The organism is Polaribacter vadi, from assembly GCF_018861005.1.
Taxonomy (GTDB): domain Bacteria; phylum Bacteroidota; class Bacteroidia; order Flavobacteriales; family Flavobacteriaceae; genus Polaribacter; species Polaribacter vadi_A.
This window is the reverse complement of the sequence record NZ_JAHKQL010000016.1, coordinates 1-20,155: the sequence shown is the minus strand read 5'-3', so window position 1 is coordinate 20,155 and position 20,155 is coordinate 1. Positions and strand designations below refer to the sequence as shown.

The window sequence follows — 20,155 nt, the reverse complement described above, 5'->3', positions numbered from 1 at the left end:
GAAAAGCTATGAAAAAGAACAAAAGAGCATTATTTTTTTATGTATTTATCCTTTTAGGCTTAATAAATAAAAGTTATTCTCAAGACACATATAAGCTTCATTTAAAAGATCATCATTCAGATCAAATTACAGATATTCTCGTAACAAAAGATGGTGAAAGAATAATAACAATTGATAAATCTGGAAAAATATTAAAATACAACACAGACAATTTTAGCTATCATAGTACCTTAAAAAAAAGAAACAATTGTTTAATTGAAAGTCCACGTTTAATTTTTGATGGAAAAGGTTTGTTTTTTAAAAGTAAAGATTCACTCTGGATTCTAGATTCAAAAGGTAAAGTTTTAGTAAAAAACGTATTTAAAGGCAATGTTATCAGTAATAAAAAAAGCCCTTTTACAATTATTTCTGAAAGTAACACAACAGCAACGTCTTTTTTGGTTAGCGTTTTAAATGATAAATTTCAACTATTTAAATCTTTTAAACCAAATACAAATGTAAACGTTGCAACCATTAATAAAGATAGTACACATATTGCTTATTTAGAACAAACTAATCTTAAAAGCCAAAATTTAGTTTATAGAGATTTACAAAACAACCAAATACTTTGGCAAAGTAAAGTAGAAGATATAAACGAAGTTTTATATCCCTTTTTTAATGAAAAAATCAACAAATTATATACGATAACAATAAACGATAAAGAGAATATTTTATCTGTTTTTAGCTATACAAATGGCAAAAGAGAAGCAAAACCAGAGGTAACAATTCCTTGGTTTTCTACCGTTTTTTCAACCTCAATTGTTGATGATTTTTTAGATAAAAAGAAAATAATTATAACAGATAAAAGTAATTTTCCTAAAAATCCAATTGTTTTAAGTTTAGAAAACAACAAGCTTACTTTAAGTAATATAAATATTAAAGAAGGTGCGTATTCAGGAGGTTTTATTAGCAATAATAAATTGGTAACTTCTAATGTTTTTAATACTTATAATTCAATTGCTAATTTTACAATTTCTACCATTAAAAACAGAAAAACAGTAAATTCTTACCCAAATTTTCCTCAAAAATTTTATGAAGGTATTTTTTTACCTGATGATAGTTTTTTAGTACAAGGTTCTGTATTAAAAAAATCAAATTTTTTAAGTAATTATGAGTTACAGGTAAAATATTTTACTTCTGGCACATTTAATAATCGTTTTAATACACTAAGTTTTAAAGATTATTTAGAGGTAAATCATAAAGTTTCATTTTATACAGACAATCCTTTTTTTGATAAAAAAACAGGTTTAGTAGTATTTAGAGGTTCTGATTTAAGTACAAACCAAAGTTATATTTTTAAGTATAGTTTTATAGATGATAAAGTAACCAAACTCTATAAAATAAAAGATAAATATTTTAGTATTATAGATTTTGATGCAACTTCTAACAAATTACTTTTAAGCCCAAAAAAATACTTTAATACAGGTCATACAAAGCCTCAACCTTTGGCTCTAGTAGAAAATAATGTAGTGAAAGAGTTTACTGGGCTGTATAAATTCGCAAAATTTTCTGAAGGAGCAAAACATATTTTAACCATAAATGATGAAAACCTAGCTCAGGTAAGAGTAGATATAAAGACGATTATTTTAGAAGAAAAACTTAAAAACACACACTTTCTTCTACATAAAGCAGAAAATGGTTTTGTTGTGAGTTATAAATATTTTTCACAAGAAAAATATGTGTTCGAAAATGAAAGTATATTTTTTGTACCTAATGATGATGATACTTTTAAATCAGAAAAAAAACCATTTATTTATGTTAATGAGTTAGATTACAAGAATAACAAAATAGCATTGGTAATTGAAAATGTTGGTGTTATTGTAGGTGAAAAAAGAATTGAAAAAGATTATTTAGAACCTATTAAATCTGTTTCCTTTAACAAAGACGCTAGTAAATTAATGATTAGTTATGCTAATGGTAAAATTAGTGTAGTAGATACAGAAACATTAAAAGAAATTGGTGGTATGTTTCATCCATCAGAAAAAGAACATGTTTTTTACGATGCTAATAATCATTATTTTAGTAACACAAATGCTAATGATTTTTTGTTTGTTACTAAAGATGATAAAAAAATATCACTTAAAAATGCAGATCAAAATCTTTATAAGCCAGCAGAAGTATTAAATGTTTTTGGTAAGCCAAATCAAGAATATTTAACATTGCTAAAAAAGGCAACTTCACTAAGAATAAACAACAATACTTTTGTTGAAGTAAAACCAAATAATCAATTAAAAAATACGAATAAAAAAGGAGATTTATACGTTTTAAGTATTGGTGTTTCTAAATACAAACAAGAAGCTTACAACTTAACTTTTGCAGATAAAGATGCTTTTGATATTGCCAATTTATATGGCAAGTTAGATTCTGTTACTATCAAAAACTTTAAGGATGATTTTTTGAGTGATAAATACATATTACAAAATCTAGAAAACAATAATTTATCTAGTATCAATAAATATTTGGGTGAATATACTTCTCTTGGCAATTTGTACTCTGTAGATTTAGATGGTGAAATTTGGTTAGAAATTAGAAATGAAAATTTTTTTATTTGGAATTTTAAAACTCAAAAGGTTGATAAGATAAATCTGCCAAAAGATTTTAAAATAGATCTTTATTCAAATCAACAAATTTTTATAGCTCCCAATAAAAATGAATTTTATGTTAGATCTTCTAATAATAAAATTTATTCATATAATTTTAATTCAAAAAAACCAGAAGAAGTTCTTTTACCATTTAAAAAAGATGAAGTTGACTTCAGTAAAATACAACCTTTAAAAAATGGTAATTGGTTTTATTTTACAAAACTTACTAATAAAAACGAATTCCAAACAATTATTGCAAACGATAAAACGAATAAAAAAGACACAGTAACTTATAAAACAGATAAGTATATTTTTTCTGATGAAGTAATTTCAATGGAAAGTTGGGATACTTTAGGTGCAAATTTTAAATCATTATCAAATAATGGGAATTATTTATTGTTTTCTGGATATGATGATTTTTTATATCTACAAAAATTATCTAAAGATGAAATTCCAACAAAAATTCCTATAAAAACAACATACAGTGATAAATTTTCTATTTCTGATGATGGTAAGAAAATTACAGTTTTAAGTAGTAAATTAAATGAATTTAGATTTAAAATAACTACTTATAATTTAGAAGGTACAATTTTAAAAACCAAGACATTTATTGATAAAGAATATAATATTGAAGGAATGTATATCGTTAATTCTATTCCAAAATTTATAAAATCTTCACCTTCTTTAGTGAGCGATTATAACTATATAGGTTTTAGTTCAAACAAAATTTTATCAGAATCAACCCCATTCTCTTTTAATAAAACCTTTGTTAAAAAAATAACAAATAAAGAGGCTACTAAAGAAAATATTGAATCAGAAATAATTGACTTTTTAAAGAATACAAAACAAGAAGATCAGGTAATTATTTTTATTGCAGGTCATGGAGTTTTAGATAAAAAGAACAATTATTACTATGCACCTCATAATATGGATTTTAATGATGTTACTAAAAATGGTGTTGCATTTAAAACGCTTATTAATAGTTTATCTAGCACCAAAGCCATAAATAAATTATTGTTGATGGATACTTGTCATGCAGGTAATACTTTAGATATTGTTGATTCTAATAATAACAAAACAGCTGTTAGTGAGCAAGGAAAAAGAGGAACTGTAACACAAACCAGCAAAAAAGCACCTAAGTTTAAAATGTCTGATATTGTATCTACTTTATTCGATGATTTTTTATCTAAATCTGGTGTAACTATTTTATCAGCTTCTTCTGGTGCAGATGTTGCTTTCGAGAATAAAGAATTAAGTAATGGTGCTTTTACCTCTGCTTATTTAAAAATTTTAAAAAGTAAAATGGGTGTTTATAGAGTTACTGAAGAAGGTATTCAAAAAACCATACCATTAACTGAAGATTTTATAGCAGAAGTTTTAAAAGAAGTTATAGAATTAACTAAGGGTAAACAAATACCAGATATTAGAGAAATTAATAAAAATGTTATTCTAAAAGCTTGGTAAACTAGTGTTCTTTTACATATTTAAATTAACTCCAGATGGTTTTACCAATTGCAATAAGCTCTGGAAAGCTTGCGTAACTTGTAAAGCCATTTTATGACCATCTTCGCTGGCTACACGTTCTATTTCACCATATTTATCATAAGTAACATTTATGGCGCCAACATCTTTCATTTCTATTTTAATAGGCTTTCCTATTTTATTGTATAAAAAAGTTAGAGTTCTAGTTTTGCCTGTTGTTTTATTACCATCAGTCATTGTTGTAATTTTATTATTAACATCGTAAACTAATTTAACCCACTGATTTTTATTTTTTTGCACGTCTGTTAAGTTCAAATTTTCATCATACGTAAACTCAAAAATACCAGAATCATTTTTTACATAGGTTAATTTTTCTGATGTTGGGTGGTATTTCATAGCAATAGAATCTCCTTTTGTAGAATGTTTTTCTATTAATAAACACCTGTTATTATATTTAAAATTGGTGGTGTGTTTACCTCTAGAAATTTCTATAGGTTTGCTGCAAATTTCATCATATTCTGTGGCTGTTTTTATCCCATTTATGGTGGTAATAATTTTTTTTGAATAGGTTTCTCCATTTCCTTTAGCTCCTATAAAGTATTCATAAATGTTGGTTATTAGTTTTTCATTGTATCCTTTTTTGGTAACCTTGGTTGCATAATGATTGTCGTCTTTTGTACCATCTTCTTTATAAAATATAGGGTATTCGTAAGAAATAGTATCTCCTTTTCTGTCTGTTATACTTTTTATATAAGATGTTTTTGGGTGATAAGACATTAGCTGTACATCTTCTTTTTGTCCAAGTTGTCTAACAGGATTATAGAGAATTTTTGTTAGATTTTTATTTTCATCATAAGTATAGCCATAATGATTGTATGCAATGTCTTTATTATAAATTAAGGTATTATCATCATATTTATAACTAGAACTTTTTTCAGAATCTATGTTTTTAAAGTAAATTTTGGTTACAAAGCCATCTTTATTAGTTTCAAAAATTAATTCAGTTCCATCACCAGTTATCATTTTAGAAATAGTATTGTTGGTGTATTCTAAAATTGTAAAATTACCATCACCTAAATCGTATTTAATTAATTTGCCATTAGTATTAAAAACTTCTCTTTCGTTTTTGTTTTTTTGATTTCTAACAAAACCTTCTTTAGTTAGCGTAATTTTTTGATTACCCCTTGTAAAACTTTCCCATTCAGAGCCAATAGGAAAATCTGTTGGATATTCTAATAAGCCTTTTTTAACATATTTATCCCATTTATCTAAACGCGTATTTATGTCATTTTTTAAGGTATTTATTTGGTTTGTAATCGCAGTCGGATTCATTTCTAAATCACCTTCTTCTTGCATTATTTCTATTAAATCATCTATCATTAATTGCGTTAAATCATCAGAAATAAAATTAGAAGAATAAACAGTTTTTCCTCCTGCACCATATTCTTTTACCCTTAAAGTTCCATCAGGATAAACCGTAATTGAGGTTTCAAATTTTGTACCCCAACCAAAACCAAACAAACCTATTTCTGTAGATTTAGAATTGTAAGTTCTTGTAATTTTTTTAAAAGCAGAGTTATAATTTTTTAATAAAACATCTGTATAAGAAATATAGAAATTACCATTTTTAAGATTAACCCCAGCATTTAAACTAAAACTTATAAGTGCTATAATTAGTAAATTAATTATTGTTTTATTTTTCATTCTTGTAATTTTTTAATGATATTAATTGCTGAGTTGCTGTATTTTCTCTTTAAATAAGTATCTCTTAATAGTAAAGGGTTTATAGTATTTAGTAGTTCTTTTGCTTCTTTATTTTTATTTTCTAAGGATAACAAAAGGACCTGCAACATTGCATTTGGTATTGGGTTTGTTTTCTTATATTCTGCGAAGTAAAATTTTGCTTTCTCTAAATTTTTAAGATCTAAATAAGCTTTTATAAACAACTCGTATTTTTTTATTTGCCAACTTTTAGATGCAGAAAAGCTGTTTAATTCAGTAATTAAATTGGATGAATTTTTCAATTCATTTGTAAGATAAGCCAATTCTAATTGCATAAAAACGGTTTCTATATTACTGTCTAAATTATTGGCCTGTTCTAAGATGTTTTTGGTTTCCTTTACATTATTTTTTCTTTTTGCTTTTCTGGCCTGCAGTAAAAATAGTTTAGAAAAATTGACTGTTTTATTTTTATATGGATTGTATTTGGCAGATAATTTAAAGTACTTAGAGGCATTTTTATAATCTTTGGTAACAAGTTTACTGTAGGCTAAATTTAAATAACCATTAGCATAAGTGCTATCTACACTTATTGTTTTTTGATAATATTTTATAGCTTCTAAATACTCTTTTTGGGCATAATAAGTATTCCCTAAAAGATTGTATAAATCTGGTGCTTTGCTATTTCTTTTAATAACTTTATTTAGCATATCTATAGAAACATCAAATTTGTTTTCTGAGTTTAACAATTCAATTAAACCTTTATAAGCAGGCATATAAAAGGAATCTATTTGTAAAGATTTTTCGAAATATTGTTTTGCAAGAGATTTTTTGTTTAAACCAGTATTGTAAAAACTAGCTAAATAGTAATATGAACTTGCTTTTTTAGGATTGTTTTTTATACCATCATTAAAAGAAGTCAAGGCTTTTTCATTTTCTTTTTGTTTGTAAAATAACCAACCTCTACTTGCATAAGACCAAGTATAAAAAGGATTGTTTTTTATAGCAATATTAAAAAGACTATCTGCCTTAATTAAATCATTATCGTTTTTGGGAAAACGTCTTAAAAAACCAGCATACTCTGCATATCCTTTAGATAAATAAGGTTCTAATTCTATTGCTTTCTTTAATAACTTTACTGCTTTTTGTGGATTTATACTTTCATCAATTAAAAGATTAGCATAATCAAATAATGCGTTTACATCTTTAGGGTCTTTTTCTAGAGCTTTTAAAAAATACGTCTCAGCTTGTTTTATATTCCCTTTTCTTTTATAAAGTTTCCCTAAATTTCTGAGGGATATTGATAAATATTCTCCACTTTGTTTTTTTACTTGATGATAGTAATATTCGGCTTCTTGATACCTACCTAAATTTTCTGCAACTGCGCCTAAATTATGGTTAGCATTTTTATTTTTAAGATCTTTAGATAAAACCTTATTAAAATATTTATTTGCTAAAGTATAATCTGTTTGTTCATAATAATTTACACCAAGATTATTAATAGGAAAATACCAAGTAGGTATTAATTGGTTAGCTTTTTTATAATTTTTTTCTGATTCTTTATAATCTTCTTCATAATTTAAAACGATACCTAAAGCATTATAAATATAAGCCGCTTTTTTTTCTTTTTGCAGAGCTTCATTCAGTTTTCTTTTTGCAACAGGGTATTTGTTAAACTGTTTATTTTTTATGATAGCATAAGCTTCTAAAAAAAGCTTACTAGTTAAAATTCGGTTGTAACTATAATTGTCTTTGTCTAATAAATCTAAACAAATTTCAAGGTGTTTAGCATTCTTTGTAAATACGTTTCCATTTGGTAAGTTTTCTACATTACCTATATAATCATTAATTAAAAGTTGAGGTTTTATAGAGAGAGCTACAACCAACTTATTTTTCATTAATTGAATAACACCATCAGCAATTTTTTCTTCTTTTATGGCTTCTTTTATGGTTTCGTAAGCACTAGAAGTTTTACCATAATAATTTTTATTAGCTAAAGCATTATTAAATTGTTGTATCAATTTAGAGTTTAAATCTAAACCTTTTTCGTTGGTGTTAGCATTGCTTCTAGAGGCCAAAATATTTTTTATTCCTGACGGATTTTGAACCTGCTCTAAAGCCTCTTTTTTATCTAAAGAAAATACTTCTTTAAAAATATCTGCAGAAGATTTAGATTTTACAATAGGTGTTTGTTTGTTATTGGTTGCAGAATTTACAGTTGTATTTAAAAACATTTGCAACTCAAAAGATTGTAGTTTGTTATCTTGTACTAAATTGTCTGCTGCACCCATTAAACCCAAAACTAAATAATAAGTAAAATAACCATGACCAATTTTGCCTTCGCTTATTTTTAAATTATCGCCTTCGTAAGACAATTCATTAGGGTTACAGCTAAGTAATTTTGTGGAATTTTGTAGATATTTATTAAATGTTTTTAGATTGTTTTGTGTACCATCTGCAGATAAATAACCAGACCTACAAGCATCTAAAATTAAGGTTATTTTAGCTTCTTTACTCGCAATTTCGTTAACAGTATTACTAATGTTATTAAAAGGGATTACACCTTGAGTGCCATAAAATTCTCTATTCTGATTTACGTCATAAGCCAATAAAAAACCCAATTGTTCTTGTACATTATCTTTATCTACAACATCTCCATGGCCAGCAAAAAACAAATAGATAATATCATTTTTTTTGGCACTGTTTTTTAAGTTTTTAAGACCTGTTAAAATATTAAAAGAATTGGCATCTTCATTAGTAAGCAGAGTAATGTTTTCTTCTTTAACCTTTTCTATTTTAGTTAAATAGCTTTTAAAAAGTTCAGCATCATCATCTGCATATTTAAGAGTTAAATTAGATGAACTGTAATCAGAAATTCCGATTACCAAAGCTCTTTTAACTCCCTTAATTGTATCTTTTTTATTACTTGTTGTAAGTGTTCCTCTAGATCCGTTTTCTTGCGCAAAAAAAGGTAAAACAAACATCAAGAAAATTAAAAAAAAGATTTTTTTCATAGATTGTTTTTTCTGATGTTAAATTTAATGAAAATTTATTTGTTTAAAATAAACAACTTATTATTCAGTAAATTTGAGAGTTAGAGGTTTTTATTAAGAAATAATAGAAGTTAATTTATTTTATACTTTTACTAAAATTAGAAATATGCAAACTAGAGATTATGATGATTATGTATATATTTCATCTACAGAAGGTTTTAGAAAAGTAGATGATTCTGGTAGTAAAATTGATGAGAATCAAAAAACTGATGGGTATTGCAATTTATATGCAGACAATATTAGTTTGAGTTATTTGCATAGTATGAGTGATATTCAAATAAATGCAATCCATTATTTTGAAGAAAATTATGAAGCAATTTTTAAAGTTTTGTTAGCACATTTGTCTAAAAAATATAAAAATCCAAAACTAGAATTAGGTTTTAGTTCTATGAATGTTTTACATGAAGATAAAAATGAAATGTGTTTTACAGTTTATACGTTTATAGATAAAGAACAAAATAAAATTCATCTTAAAATGCATAAAAACGAACTATCAATTTAATTTAAAATAGATGCTCTATATTAAGTTTACAATAACAGAATTAGAAAAATTTAAAGATTTTAAAGTAGTTTACAATCATATGGATGCTTTTAGAATTGGTGAATATGAAGAGGAAAAACTAGAAATAGATTGGGAAACTGCAACAGAAGAAGAAATTGATGCGTATTTCGATGAAGACAGGCCAAAAAGGAAATTGTTTGCTACTCTTTTTCCTGAGTATGCTAAGCAATTTTTAGAACGCTATTTTTCTTTAGAAAATGCTAAAAGCCAATTAATTAATGAATACAACCTTTCTTTACTTAATTATTTAGAAGATGGTTTTGAGGTTAATTTAGATAGTTTAGAAAAAACAGAAAACAACAAAGGAATCGTAAAATTTTCGACTGGAAATTATCCTTTTGGTGGTATAGATCGTTTTTTAATGACTTTAAAAGCTTTTGATTTACAACCAACAGAATGTTTTGGTGGTTTTGATGTTTTCGAATTTAATTGGACTTCTGATTTTGAATATGAAGCGCAGATTTTAGAAGAAAAGACAAAATTGTATTTAAAAAGGTGATAAGACTTAAAAAAAGGGCCAAAATCATTATAATTTTAACCCTTTTAACTAACTACTAACTAAAAAATATTTTTTCTTCTTTTTTAAGAAGCTATTGCTTTAGGTGCTGTTTTTCTTTTTAACCACATTTTAAATTGTGTAACTAAGAAGAATAAAATTGGAACTACAATTAAAGTTAAAAATGTAGCAATCAACAAACCATAAATTACTGTCCAAGCTAAAGGACCCCAGAAAACAACGTTATCACCTCCAAAATAAATATGAGGATTGTATTCTGTAAATAAAGTAAAAAAGTTAATATTTAAACCAATTGCTAACGGTATTAAACCTAAAATTGTAGTAATTGCAGTTAATAAAACTGGTCTTAAACGTGCTCTACCAGCTCTAACTATAGATTCGAATAAATCAGTTTTTTCTAAATATTCATTTTCGCCTAAACCTAATTCATGCTTCTTTCTATCAATCAATAATTGTGCATAATCTAATAATACAACTCCGTTATTTACAACAATACCAGCAAGAGATATAATACCCATCATTGTCATCATAATAACAAAAGAACTACCAGAAATAACGATTCCTCCAAAGACTCCAATAAAACTTAAGAAAATAGCAATCATAATAATTGTTGGTTTAGAAACCGAGTTAAATTGGAAAATTAATATGAAGAAAATTAATGCCAAACCTGTAAAGAATGCACCTACTAAAAATGCCATTTGTTTGTTTTGTTCTTCAATTTGCCCTGTGTAATCAATTTTAATTCCTTCTGGTAAATTCTTAAAGTTTTTCATTTCTGCCTGAATTTTACCAACAACTGCAGCTGCATCTGTTTCTCCAGGAGCTAAAGCAGAATATACAGTAACAACTCTTTTTATGTCTTTATGTTTAATAGCACTAAAACTAGAGTTATTGCTTTGTGTGGCAACAGTAGAAACCGGAATTTCTTTTATTTGTCCAGAAGCCATATCTCTAAAAATAATATTCTGATTAAAAAGAGCACTTGTATTGTATCTGTTTTCTTTATTAAAACGAACATAAATATCGTAATCTTCTCCCTTTTCTTTATAAACACCAGCTTTGCTACCAAAAATAGATGATCTTAATTGCTGCCCAACTTGCCCTGAAGAAACACCTAATTCACCTGCTTTTTTACGATCAACTAAAACCTCCATACCAGGTTTGTCTTTGTTAACATCAATCTTTAATTCGTCTATACCAACAATGCTTTTTGTGTTGATAAAATCTCTCATTCTTTGCGCAGTAAGAATTAACTCAGCATAATCATCACCTTCAATTTCTATGTTAATTGGAGATCCAACAGGAGGTCCGTTTAAATCTTTTTCAACAGAAATTAATACTCCTGGATAAATACCAACCAAGCCTTTTTGCACCTTTTGACGCATTAACTCACTGTCTAAACCTCTTCTATATTTATACTCTCTCATAGAAGCTGTAATTTTACCTTTATGAGGCATTTCTGCAGCAGAACCACCATCAGTTTGTGGGTTTCCTGCACCTTCACCAACTTGAGAAACTAAACTTTCTACCATAAAGTTATGGTCACCATCCATATATTCATCACTATATAAAACGTCTTCAACTTTCTTTTCTATAAGTTTAGTGATTTCATTAGTTTTTTTGATATCTGTACCTTCTGGATATTCGATATAAACAATAATTTGGTTGGGTTTGTTATCAGGAAAAAATTCAACTTTTGTTCTTTGTGTTTTTAAAGACCAACCAAAAGCCATAAAAGAAGCAATTAGTAAAATAAAGGTTAAGGCTACTAAGAAGTATGGTTTTTTACCAGATAATGAGTTTCTTAATCTTTTTTCGTACCAACCTTCTAAAATTGGTAATATTTTATTTTGAAAACTGTTAGACCATCCTCTTAAAAACAATCTATAAATCCAAAGCATAATTGCTGTAAAAATCATTAATGCTCCAAGAGCACTATATGCTCCACCTGTTAATAATGTGATAATTCCAAAAACGGTCATTACACCAGTTAAAATGGCAATTTTTTGCATTGGCATATCTACATCTTCTACACTCATAAATTGAGAAACCAAAACAGAGTTAAAGAAAATTGCGACTAATAAAGATGATCCTAATACTGTAGATAATGTTATTGGTAATAATACCATAAAATCTCCCATAATTCCTGGCCAAAGACCTAATGGAATAAAAGCGGCAACTGTTGTTGCTGTAGATATTATAATAGGAAAAGCAATTTCACTAATACCTTTTTTGGCAGCTTCTACTCTGTTCATACCTTCTTCGTCCATTAAACGATATACGTTTTCTACAACTACAATTCCATTATCTACCAGCATTCCTAGCCCCATGATTAATCCGAAAAGAATCATAGTGTTCATAGTATAACCTAGCATGTTTAATATCATTAAAGACATAAACATAGACATTGGTATTGCAAAACCTACAAATACTGCATTTTTAAATCCTAAGAAAAACATTAAAACAGTTACTACTAAAACAACACCAAAAATAATGTTGTTTACTAAATCGTCTACTTGACCAATTGTTTTGTCTGATTGATCATTAGTAATGGTAACTTTTAAATCTTTAGGAAAATAGTTTTCTTTGGCTTCGTTTACAATTTCTTTAATTTGTTCTGAAGCAGCAACCATGTTTTCTCCTGCACGTTTTTTAACATCTAACATTACAACAGGTTCTCCTCTTTCTCTTGCAAAGGTTGTTCTGTCTTTGTCTTTAAAAGATACAGTTGCAACGTCTTTTAAATAAACAGGATTATTAAATTCTGATTTTATTACAAAATTTTCTAACGCATCTGGCTCATCAATTTCACCAATAATTCTAACAGTTCTTCTTTGTCCACTTGTAATAAAATTACCTGCAGACATGGTTACATTTCCATTGCTAATGGCAGAAGTAATGTCGTTAAAACTAACTTTTGCAGCCATCATTTTATAAATATCTACAGCAACTTCTACTTCTTTTTCTTGTGCTCCACGAATGTCTGCTTGTTTAATTTCTGATAAATCTTCTATTTCATCTTGTAAATATTCTGCAAATTCTTTTAATTTATAAATAGGATAATCACCAGAAATATTAATGTTAGAAATAGGCATTTCTTCAGACATACTTAAATCGAACACATTAGGTTCTATTTTTGCGCCATTAAAAGTTGGCCAATCTTCACTAGAGGTTTCTGTAGAGATTTCGTCTTTAACTTTTTGTTTTGCAAGTTCTACAGAAATGTTTTCATCAAACTCAACAATAACAATAGAGTAATCTTCTTGCGATGTTGAGGTAACTTCTACAACATTACTAACTGTTTTTACTTGATCTTCTATAGGATCTGTAATTAGTTTTTCTATATCTTCTGCTGTATTACCAGGATAAGCAGTGCTAATGTATATTTTAGTTTCTTTTACCTCTGGAAAATTTTCTCTTGCCATGGTTAAATACGCAGAAATACCATAGAAGAATAATACAGCCATTATTACATAAATGGTTGTTTTATTTTGAATTGCCCAGGATGATAATTTAAACTCTTTATCTACTTGTTTTTTTTGTTCTGTCATCATTAATTATTTTATATTGATAACTTTTACAGTTTGTCCATTATTTACACTACGTGCACCTTCATCAATAATTTCTGTGCCTACAGAAAGGTTTTCTAAAACTTCTATATAATTACCTTGTGTTTTACCAGTTCTAATAATTAATCGTTCTGCAACAGCTTCGTTATCTGCATTTTTACCTTTAATAGCATAAACAAATTGCTCACCATTTGCATTTTCTGATATGATACTTTGTGGAATTAAAATGGCTTCGTTTTGCGAATAATCATTTATTTGAAGTTTGGCTGTTAAATTTGGTTTTATATTACCACTTTTATTGGTTACAGGCACTTCTATTTTAAAAGATCTGTTATTAGGATTGATAAAACTACCCACTTGTTTTACAGAACTTTCTAAAGTTTCTCCTAAAACAGGAAAAGAAACTTTTACTTCTTTATTTTTAGTAATACTAGTAATGTATCTTTCTGGCACTTCTGCTTCTACATACATGTTGTTTAGATTCACAATTCTAAAAATTTCTGAACCTTGGCCACCAACTAATACTGTACCAGGTTCTTTTACTACATCATCAATAACACCAGAAAAAGGAGCTCTTACAGAAGCTTTAGACAATTGACTTTTAAGTTGTTTTAATGTATTCTCTTGCGCTTTGTAATTTGTTTTTGCTTGTAAAAACTGAATTTCTGAACCAATTTCTTGATCCCATAAACGTTTTTGACGCTCAAAAGTAGTCTTTGCTAATGCTGTTGTTGCTTCTAATTGTGCAACTTGGCTGCTCATTCCACCATCGTCTATAGTAGCTAATAATTGTCCTTTAGCAACTCTTTGGCCTTCTTTAACTAAAATGGTTTTTAAAATACCAGGCATTTCTGGGTAAACCAAAATGTTTTGTTTAGTTTTTACATTTCCTTGAATTTCTAAGTAATGTGTAAAAACTTCAGATTTTGCTGTTAAAGTTGTTATTAACGGAAGTTTTTTAACAGTATCTTTTTCTGAAATAGCATTGTTAATAGCTTCTAAATCTTGGTTAATAGCTTCTAAATTTGCTGATATTTCTTTCTTTTTAGCTGTTAATTCTTGTAAAGTTCCTGTAGAAACTAAATCTGCTACAGAGGTTGTTTTCTTTTCTCCACAAGAAATTAAAATAATAGTGATTGCTAATAATGAATATATTTTTCTCATTGTGTTGTGATTATTTGATTGGTAAGTTTAATGCGTTTTCTAAGGTTGCTTTTGTGGCAATGATGTTTAACATTGCTTGTACATAGTTGTTTTGTTGAGTGTATAATTGATTTTGAGCCTGAAGTAGATCAAAACTAGTAGTAATTCCTTCATCAAACTTAATTTGTTGTTTCTTTTCAATTCTTTCTGCAAGGTTTAAGTTTTTCTTTGCAGTTTCATAATTATCGATACTTAATTGATAATCGCTTTTTGCACTTTGGGCTGCCAAACTTAATCTTTGTTTGGTTTCTTCTAAACGAATGTCTGCAGTTTCTAGGTTAATTTTGGTTTGTGCTATTTTTGCTTTTCTACCAAAACTACTAAAAATTGGTACGTTTAAACTAACACCTAATAATGATGATTGAAACCATCTTTGTTCGCCTTTAAAGAAAGAAAACTCTTCAGAAAAAGCTTGAGTGCCATAATTTATATAAGCACTTAAACTTGGTAAATTTTTACTTTTTTCTAATTGCATAGTTAAACGTTTCGTTTCTCTATCATTTTCTGCAATTTTAAAATCTATGTGATTGTTTAGTTTAAACTCTTCTACTAATAAATTTAAATTAGTGTTTGCAAGTACTAAAGACTCTAAACTATCAGTTAAAACCAAATTAGTTTCAATAGGGTTACCTAACGAAATGTTTAAAAGTTTGTATGCTATGTCTCTTAACCTTTCTGTGGCTCTAATGTTATTTTCTATGTTACCTTTAATAATTTCGAATTGCTCTACATCTTCTTGCTCAGCTAATCCGTTTTCATAACCTGCTTTTGCTTCTCTTAGAATCCTGTCGTTTACAACATTGTTTCTTTTTAAAATTTCGATGCTTTTTTCTGCAACAAGAACATTACCATAAGCATTAATTATAGCTTCTCTAGTTACTAATTCCGTTTTTTCTTTGGCTTGTTTAGAAATTTTTAAATAAGTTTTAGAAGCTTGTAAACCCACTAAATAAGAGCCATCAAAGAGTAGTTGACTTAAAGTTACTGAGGCATTTATATTTTGTTTTTGTACAAAAACAAACTCTTCATTTACACCATCATTATCAAAATCTAATAAAGTAACAGGCAACTTTAAATATTTTTGATAATCTACAGCTCCGTTAATTTGAGGCAATCCAATTGTGGTGGTTTCCCAAACAGTTTCTTTTGCAACTTTAATATCATTTTCAGCTGCTTTTGTGTTGTAACTATTCTCAATAGCAAAATTGATTGCTTCTTTAAGAGATAGATTCATTGTTTTTTCTTGTGCATTTGTAATCAAGAAAAAACAAGTACTTAAAAATACCAGAATTGTTTTTTTCATTTGTTCTATTTCTGTTTTAGTTGATTTTCTAATTGTTCTAATCCTTTTTCTGTACAAATACCCCTTAAATGATACTCTAAATAATAGTTCATTAGCGTGTTCATAGAATAGTTGTCTAAAGGAAAAAGTTCTTTGTCTTTAATGGTTACCATTCCAGTAAAATAAATTCTAGAGATAAATTCTACGTCTAACTCTTTTCTGTATAACCCTTGTTTTATGCCTTCATTTAAATTTTTAATTACACAAACCTGCATAATTTCGAATTGTTTTTTTCTGATGGATACAAAAATCTTTGGGTAATATTTTTGTAATTGATATTGAGGAGATGATTTTTCGTCTTTTAAATTAGACATAACAAATCGCTTTATATCAAATAATTCTTCAATTGGATTCTTTTTTAAACTACAAATCTGATTGATGCCAGAACTTATGTTGTTAAAAATATGTTCAGTTACAGAAGTTACAAGTGCTGTTTTATTATTAAAATACTTATAAATAGTCTTTTTAGATACACCAAGAGCACTGGCTATTTCATCCATAGTAACACTCTTAAAACCAAAGTTTAAAAAGAGCTCGTTAGATTTTTCTATTATTTTTTCTTTCATAATTCGCGTGCAAATATACACCTGGAAACTTTAGAAACAAAAAAAGTTTCCAAAGTTTTAATGATTTTTTAACATTCGAATTAAAAAGTGAAATTTCTTTACATTATTTTTACAAAAAAATACAGATTTGAACATTTTACATTATCAACAAGAATTTTTAGAATATTTAAAATCAAAAAATTGGATTCAAGAGCCTAAAAACCTTTATGAACCTGTAGATTATATTCTACAATTAGGAGGTAAAAGAATTCGACCAGTTTTAACGCTTATGGCTGCTGATATTTTTTCATCAGACTATAAAAAAGCATTACCAGCAGCATTATCTATAGAGGTTTTCCACAATTTTACTTTGGTACATGATGATATTATGGATGATGCACCTTTAAGAAGAGGTAAAGCCACTGTGCATGAAAAATGGGATATTAATACAGGTATTCTTTCTGGTGATGCTATGTTGATTTTAGCTTACCAGTATTTTGAAAATTACGAACCGATTGTTTTTCAAAAATTAGCAAAATTATTTAGTAAAACAGCATTAGAAGTTTGTGATGGCCAGCAATTAGATGTAGATTTTGAAACCAGAAGTGATGTTACTATTGATGAATATATTAATATGATTCGTTTAAAAACATCAGTTTTAGTCGCTGCAGCTTTAAAAATGGGTGCAATTGTAGCAGAAACAGAAGATAAAAATGCAGATTTAATTTATGATTTTGGTTTAAATTTAGGTTTGGCTTTTCAGTTACAAGACGATTATTTAGATACTTTTGGTAATCCAGAAACATTTGGAAAACAAATTGGTGGAGATATTATTGAAAATAAAAAAACTTTTCTTTATTTAAAAGCTTTAGAAATTGCTAACAAAGAAGATCAACAAAAGCTTCAATTTTTTTACAAACAGAAATTAGAAGAAAATTCAATAAAGATAACTGAAGTTACTAGAATTTTTGAGTTGAATGATATACCACATTTAATAAAAGAACAGATAGCAAATTATACAGAAAAAGCCTTTGATACTTTATCTAAAATGGATATTTCTAGAGACAATAAACAAAACTTAAAAGATTTTGGTTTATGGTTAATGAATAGAACTGTGTAATTATTTGATTTTTTATTGCAAATAATTTAAAATAAATAGTACATTTGCAAACCAAAATTATAGGTCCTATAGCTCAGTTGGTTAGAGCACCTGACTCATAATCAGGTGGTCCATGGTTCGAGTCCATGTGGGACCACTATTAACAAACAATTTTGACGAAAACACTGTAAATATAACGTTTACAGTGTTTTTTTTTGGTTTTATATGTCAAAATAAACAATTTCACTCATTATTAAGGTGTCCATTTAGAGACCATTTCTACACTTTTTTTTATGGACACCAGAAAATAATTATTAAAATTGGTCAAATTTATGCTTTGCGCTTTATTTTATAATTTTTCTCGGGTATTATATAAATAGAATTTCAATAAAATTTATTATAATATGAAAAATGTAAACACATTAATTTATTTAAAAAGCAGAAAAAATAAGAAAGGAGAAAGCCCAATTTACTTAAGGATAACTGTAAATGGTAGAAGAAAGGAGAAGTCCTTAGGCAAGAGTATTAGCTCTAAAAGATGGAATACTGTAAAGCAAAGAGGGAAAGGCAATACAGAGGATATTAGAGAACTAAATAAGTTTTTAATTTCAGTAGAACATTCAGTTTTTATGGCAAGTCAAGAGTTAATAAATAATAAAATTCAGGTCAACATTGAAACACTAATGAATAAATACCTAAATGTTGAGGAAAAAGGACATATGCTAATAGAATCAATTGAAAATTGGAATCTGCGAAAAAAAGCATTAGTAAAAAATAGTACCTACAAAAAATACATTACTTCATTCAAACATGTCAAAAAGTATTTAATGCAACAGTATGGTTTAAGTGATATAGATATTAAAAGAGTAGATAATCAGTTTGTAAGCGACTATGACTATCATTTAAGAACTAAAATGAATATAGATAATAATACCGCTATAAGATATGTTAAAACTCTTGCAGCGATTTTTAAAACCTTTGTGGAAAATGGTTGGCTTGACTCGAATCCTTTTTCAAGTTACAAAAAAACAAAAGTAATTAAAGATGTTGTTTCTTTAACTCAGCAGGAAATAGATGTTATTTACAAGAAAGATTTTGGTAATAAAAGTTTAGAAAGAGTTAGAGATATATTCATTTTTTGTTGTTATACAGGATTAGCGTATTGCGATGTACAAAGACTTAGTGATACACATATAGTGCAAGGAATGGATGGATATAGATGGATAAGAATAAAAAGACAAAAAACTAATGTTTTGTGTGATATTCCTCTCTTTCCTATTGCTGAAGAAATTATTAAAAAATATGAAAATGATAATTCTGTAGTTGTTTCTGGTAGGTTATTGCCCACATTAACAAATCAGAAAATGAATGCATACCTTAAGACTATTGGAGATCTATGCGGAATTCATAAAAAAATACATTTTCACATGGCAAGACATACTTTCGGAACTACAATATTAGCTGCCAATAGGTCACCCATAGAAACGAGTATGAGAATTATGGGGCATAAAACAACATCACAAACAAGACACTACGCAAAAATTTCTAAAGTTATGGTTGAAGAAGATGTTGCAGATTTGAGAAAGAAATTAAAGAAGAGAAATCAATCTTCTGATCAAGGAAATATGAACAAAGCTATTTAATAAGTATAACCATATTAAATCCCTCTTAATTTTTAGTAGAGGGATTTTTTGTACAATTAAATTCTAATCTTAGAAACTATTTTTAATAAATTTTACCACTCAGAAGCATAGTTAATATTTTTTAAAGTATGATAATATAAGAAGCATGCGTATTGTGTGTTGTTTTTTATAAATTTTTAGAAATGAATATTGAAATCGTATCAAGAGAAGAGTTTAATAGTTTTAAACAAGAGGTTTTAGAGGCATTAAAACCAATAGGAAACATAAGTAATAGTAAAAAATACCTTAGATCTGCAGAGGTAAGGAAGTTATTAAATATATCTGCGGGAACACTGCAGAATATGAGGATAAATGGGGATTTACCCTATACTAGAATAGGTTCAACTCTATTTTATGACTATAGTGTAATTTTAGAGATTTTAGAAAAAAATAGTAATAAGTAATAGGATAGAGGTGTAAATACTACTTTATGCCTCTATTATAATTTACTATAAATGGTTATATAAAACTGTAAACATATGCCTTCGCCTTTTAAATATGTTGCTCTATAAAACTAATGACTATTAGGTTAAATAAGTACCTTATTATATAACAAAAAAAGACAGGGTTTTTAGTGTAAAAAAACCTTTCAACATTTATCCTTGAATTCTTAGGCACAACTAACTACAATGTGTCTATTATATTTTAACGAATTGAAATTAATCTGATACATTTTAAAGATGTAGAGAGTGTTATAGCCTTAGCTTAACTGTATATATTAAATTTATATATACCTACAAAAAAGGTTGCATTTTTAAGTT

Annotated in this window: 12 protein-coding genes and 1 tRNA gene; 7 read left to right on the top strand and 6 right to left on the bottom strand. The window is 27.3% G+C overall.

The genetic code is table 11. The features are described from left to right. The first annotated feature begins 8 nt into the window (after nucleotides 1-8). Nucleotides 9-4,085, top strand: coding sequence for a caspase family protein (locus KO506_RS08280; protein WP_215994435.1), 4,077 nt, complete (start codon nucleotides 9-11; stop codon nucleotides 4,083-4,085). 12 nt (nucleotides 4,086-4,097) lie between these two features. Here KO506_RS08280 and KO506_RS08275 read toward each other — a convergent pair whose 3' ends face one another. Together KO506_RS08275 and KO506_RS08270 are read right to left on the bottom strand one after the other, a co-directional pair. Then, the gene (locus KO506_RS08275; RefSeq protein WP_215994434.1) at nucleotides 4,098-5,807 is read right to left on the bottom strand and encodes a DUF6531 domain-containing protein; all 1,710 of its coding nucleotides are present in this window, start codon (nucleotides 5,805-5,807) and stop codon (nucleotides 4,098-4,100) included. Next, nucleotides 5,804-8,836 (bottom strand): tetratricopeptide repeat protein, encoded by a 3,033-nt coding sequence (locus tag KO506_RS08270; protein WP_215994433.1) that lies wholly within the window; start codon nucleotides 8,834-8,836, stop codon nucleotides 5,804-5,806. Before KO506_RS08270 ends, KO506_RS08275 begins: the two co-directional genes overlap by 4 nt. A 145-nt stretch (nucleotides 8,837-8,981) precedes the next feature. Between KO506_RS08270 and KO506_RS08265 the strand changes: the two genes are divergently transcribed. Then, a complete protein-coding gene (locus KO506_RS08265) occupies nucleotides 8,982-9,377 on the top strand; it encodes a hypothetical protein (protein ID WP_215994432.1) in 396 nt (131 codons plus the stop codon). A gap of 10 nt (nucleotides 9,378-9,387) precedes the next feature. Further along, entirely contained in the window at nucleotides 9,388-9,936 is a 549-nt protein-coding gene (locus tag KO506_RS08260; protein ID WP_215994431.1) for a hypothetical protein, read from the top strand. Between the two features lie 83 nt (nucleotides 9,937-10,019). On the opposite strand, the gene KO506_RS08255 is transcribed toward KO506_RS08260, so the two are convergent. From KO506_RS08255 to KO506_RS08240, 4 genes are read right to left on the bottom strand one after another with little or no spacing between them, the layout of a single operon-like run. Then, entirely contained in the window at nucleotides 10,020-13,505 is a 3,486-nt protein-coding gene (locus KO506_RS08255; protein WP_215994695.1) for an efflux RND transporter permease subunit, read from the bottom strand. A 6-nt stretch (nucleotides 13,506-13,511) separates the two neighbouring features. Next, nucleotides 13,512-14,687 (bottom strand): efflux RND transporter periplasmic adaptor subunit, encoded by a 1,176-nt coding sequence (locus KO506_RS08250; RefSeq protein WP_215994430.1) that lies wholly within the window; start codon nucleotides 14,685-14,687, stop codon nucleotides 13,512-13,514. 10 nt (nucleotides 14,688-14,697) lie between these two features. Further along, entirely contained in the window at nucleotides 14,698-16,029 is a 1,332-nt protein-coding gene (locus KO506_RS08245) for a TolC family protein (protein WP_215994429.1), read from the bottom strand. A 5-nt stretch (nucleotides 16,030-16,034) separates the two neighbouring features. Continuing rightward, on the bottom strand, nucleotides 16,035-16,634 hold the full coding sequence (locus KO506_RS08240; RefSeq protein ID WP_215994428.1) for a TetR/AcrR family transcriptional regulator: 600 nt from the start codon (nucleotides 16,632-16,634) through the stop codon (nucleotides 16,035-16,037). A 127-nt stretch (nucleotides 16,635-16,761) separates the two neighbouring features. On the opposite strand from KO506_RS08240, the gene KO506_RS08235 reads away from it, so the two are divergent. The 4 genes from KO506_RS08235 to KO506_RS08220 all read left to right on the top strand — a co-directional run bounded on the left by KO506_RS08235 (nucleotide 16,762) and on the right by KO506_RS08220 (nucleotide 19,798). Continuing rightward, nucleotides 16,762-17,733, top strand: coding sequence for a polyprenyl synthetase family protein (locus KO506_RS08235; protein ID WP_215994427.1), 972 nt, complete (start codon nucleotides 16,762-16,764; stop codon nucleotides 17,731-17,733). 62 nt (nucleotides 17,734-17,795) lie between these two features. Further along, nucleotides 17,796-17,869 (top strand) — tRNA-Ile (locus tag KO506_RS08230). A 247-nt stretch (nucleotides 17,870-18,116) separates the two neighbouring features. Beyond that, nucleotides 18,117-19,355: a site-specific integrase gene (locus KO506_RS08225; RefSeq protein WP_215994426.1), complete on the top strand. Its 1,239-nt coding sequence runs from the start codon at nucleotides 18,117-18,119 to the stop codon at nucleotides 19,353-19,355. A gap of 182 nt (nucleotides 19,356-19,537) precedes the next feature. Next, nucleotides 19,538-19,798: a helix-turn-helix domain-containing protein gene (locus KO506_RS08220; RefSeq protein ID WP_215994425.1), complete on the top strand. Its 261-nt coding sequence runs from the start codon at nucleotides 19,538-19,540 to the stop codon at nucleotides 19,796-19,798. Nucleotides 19,799-20,155 lie beyond the last annotated feature (357 nt).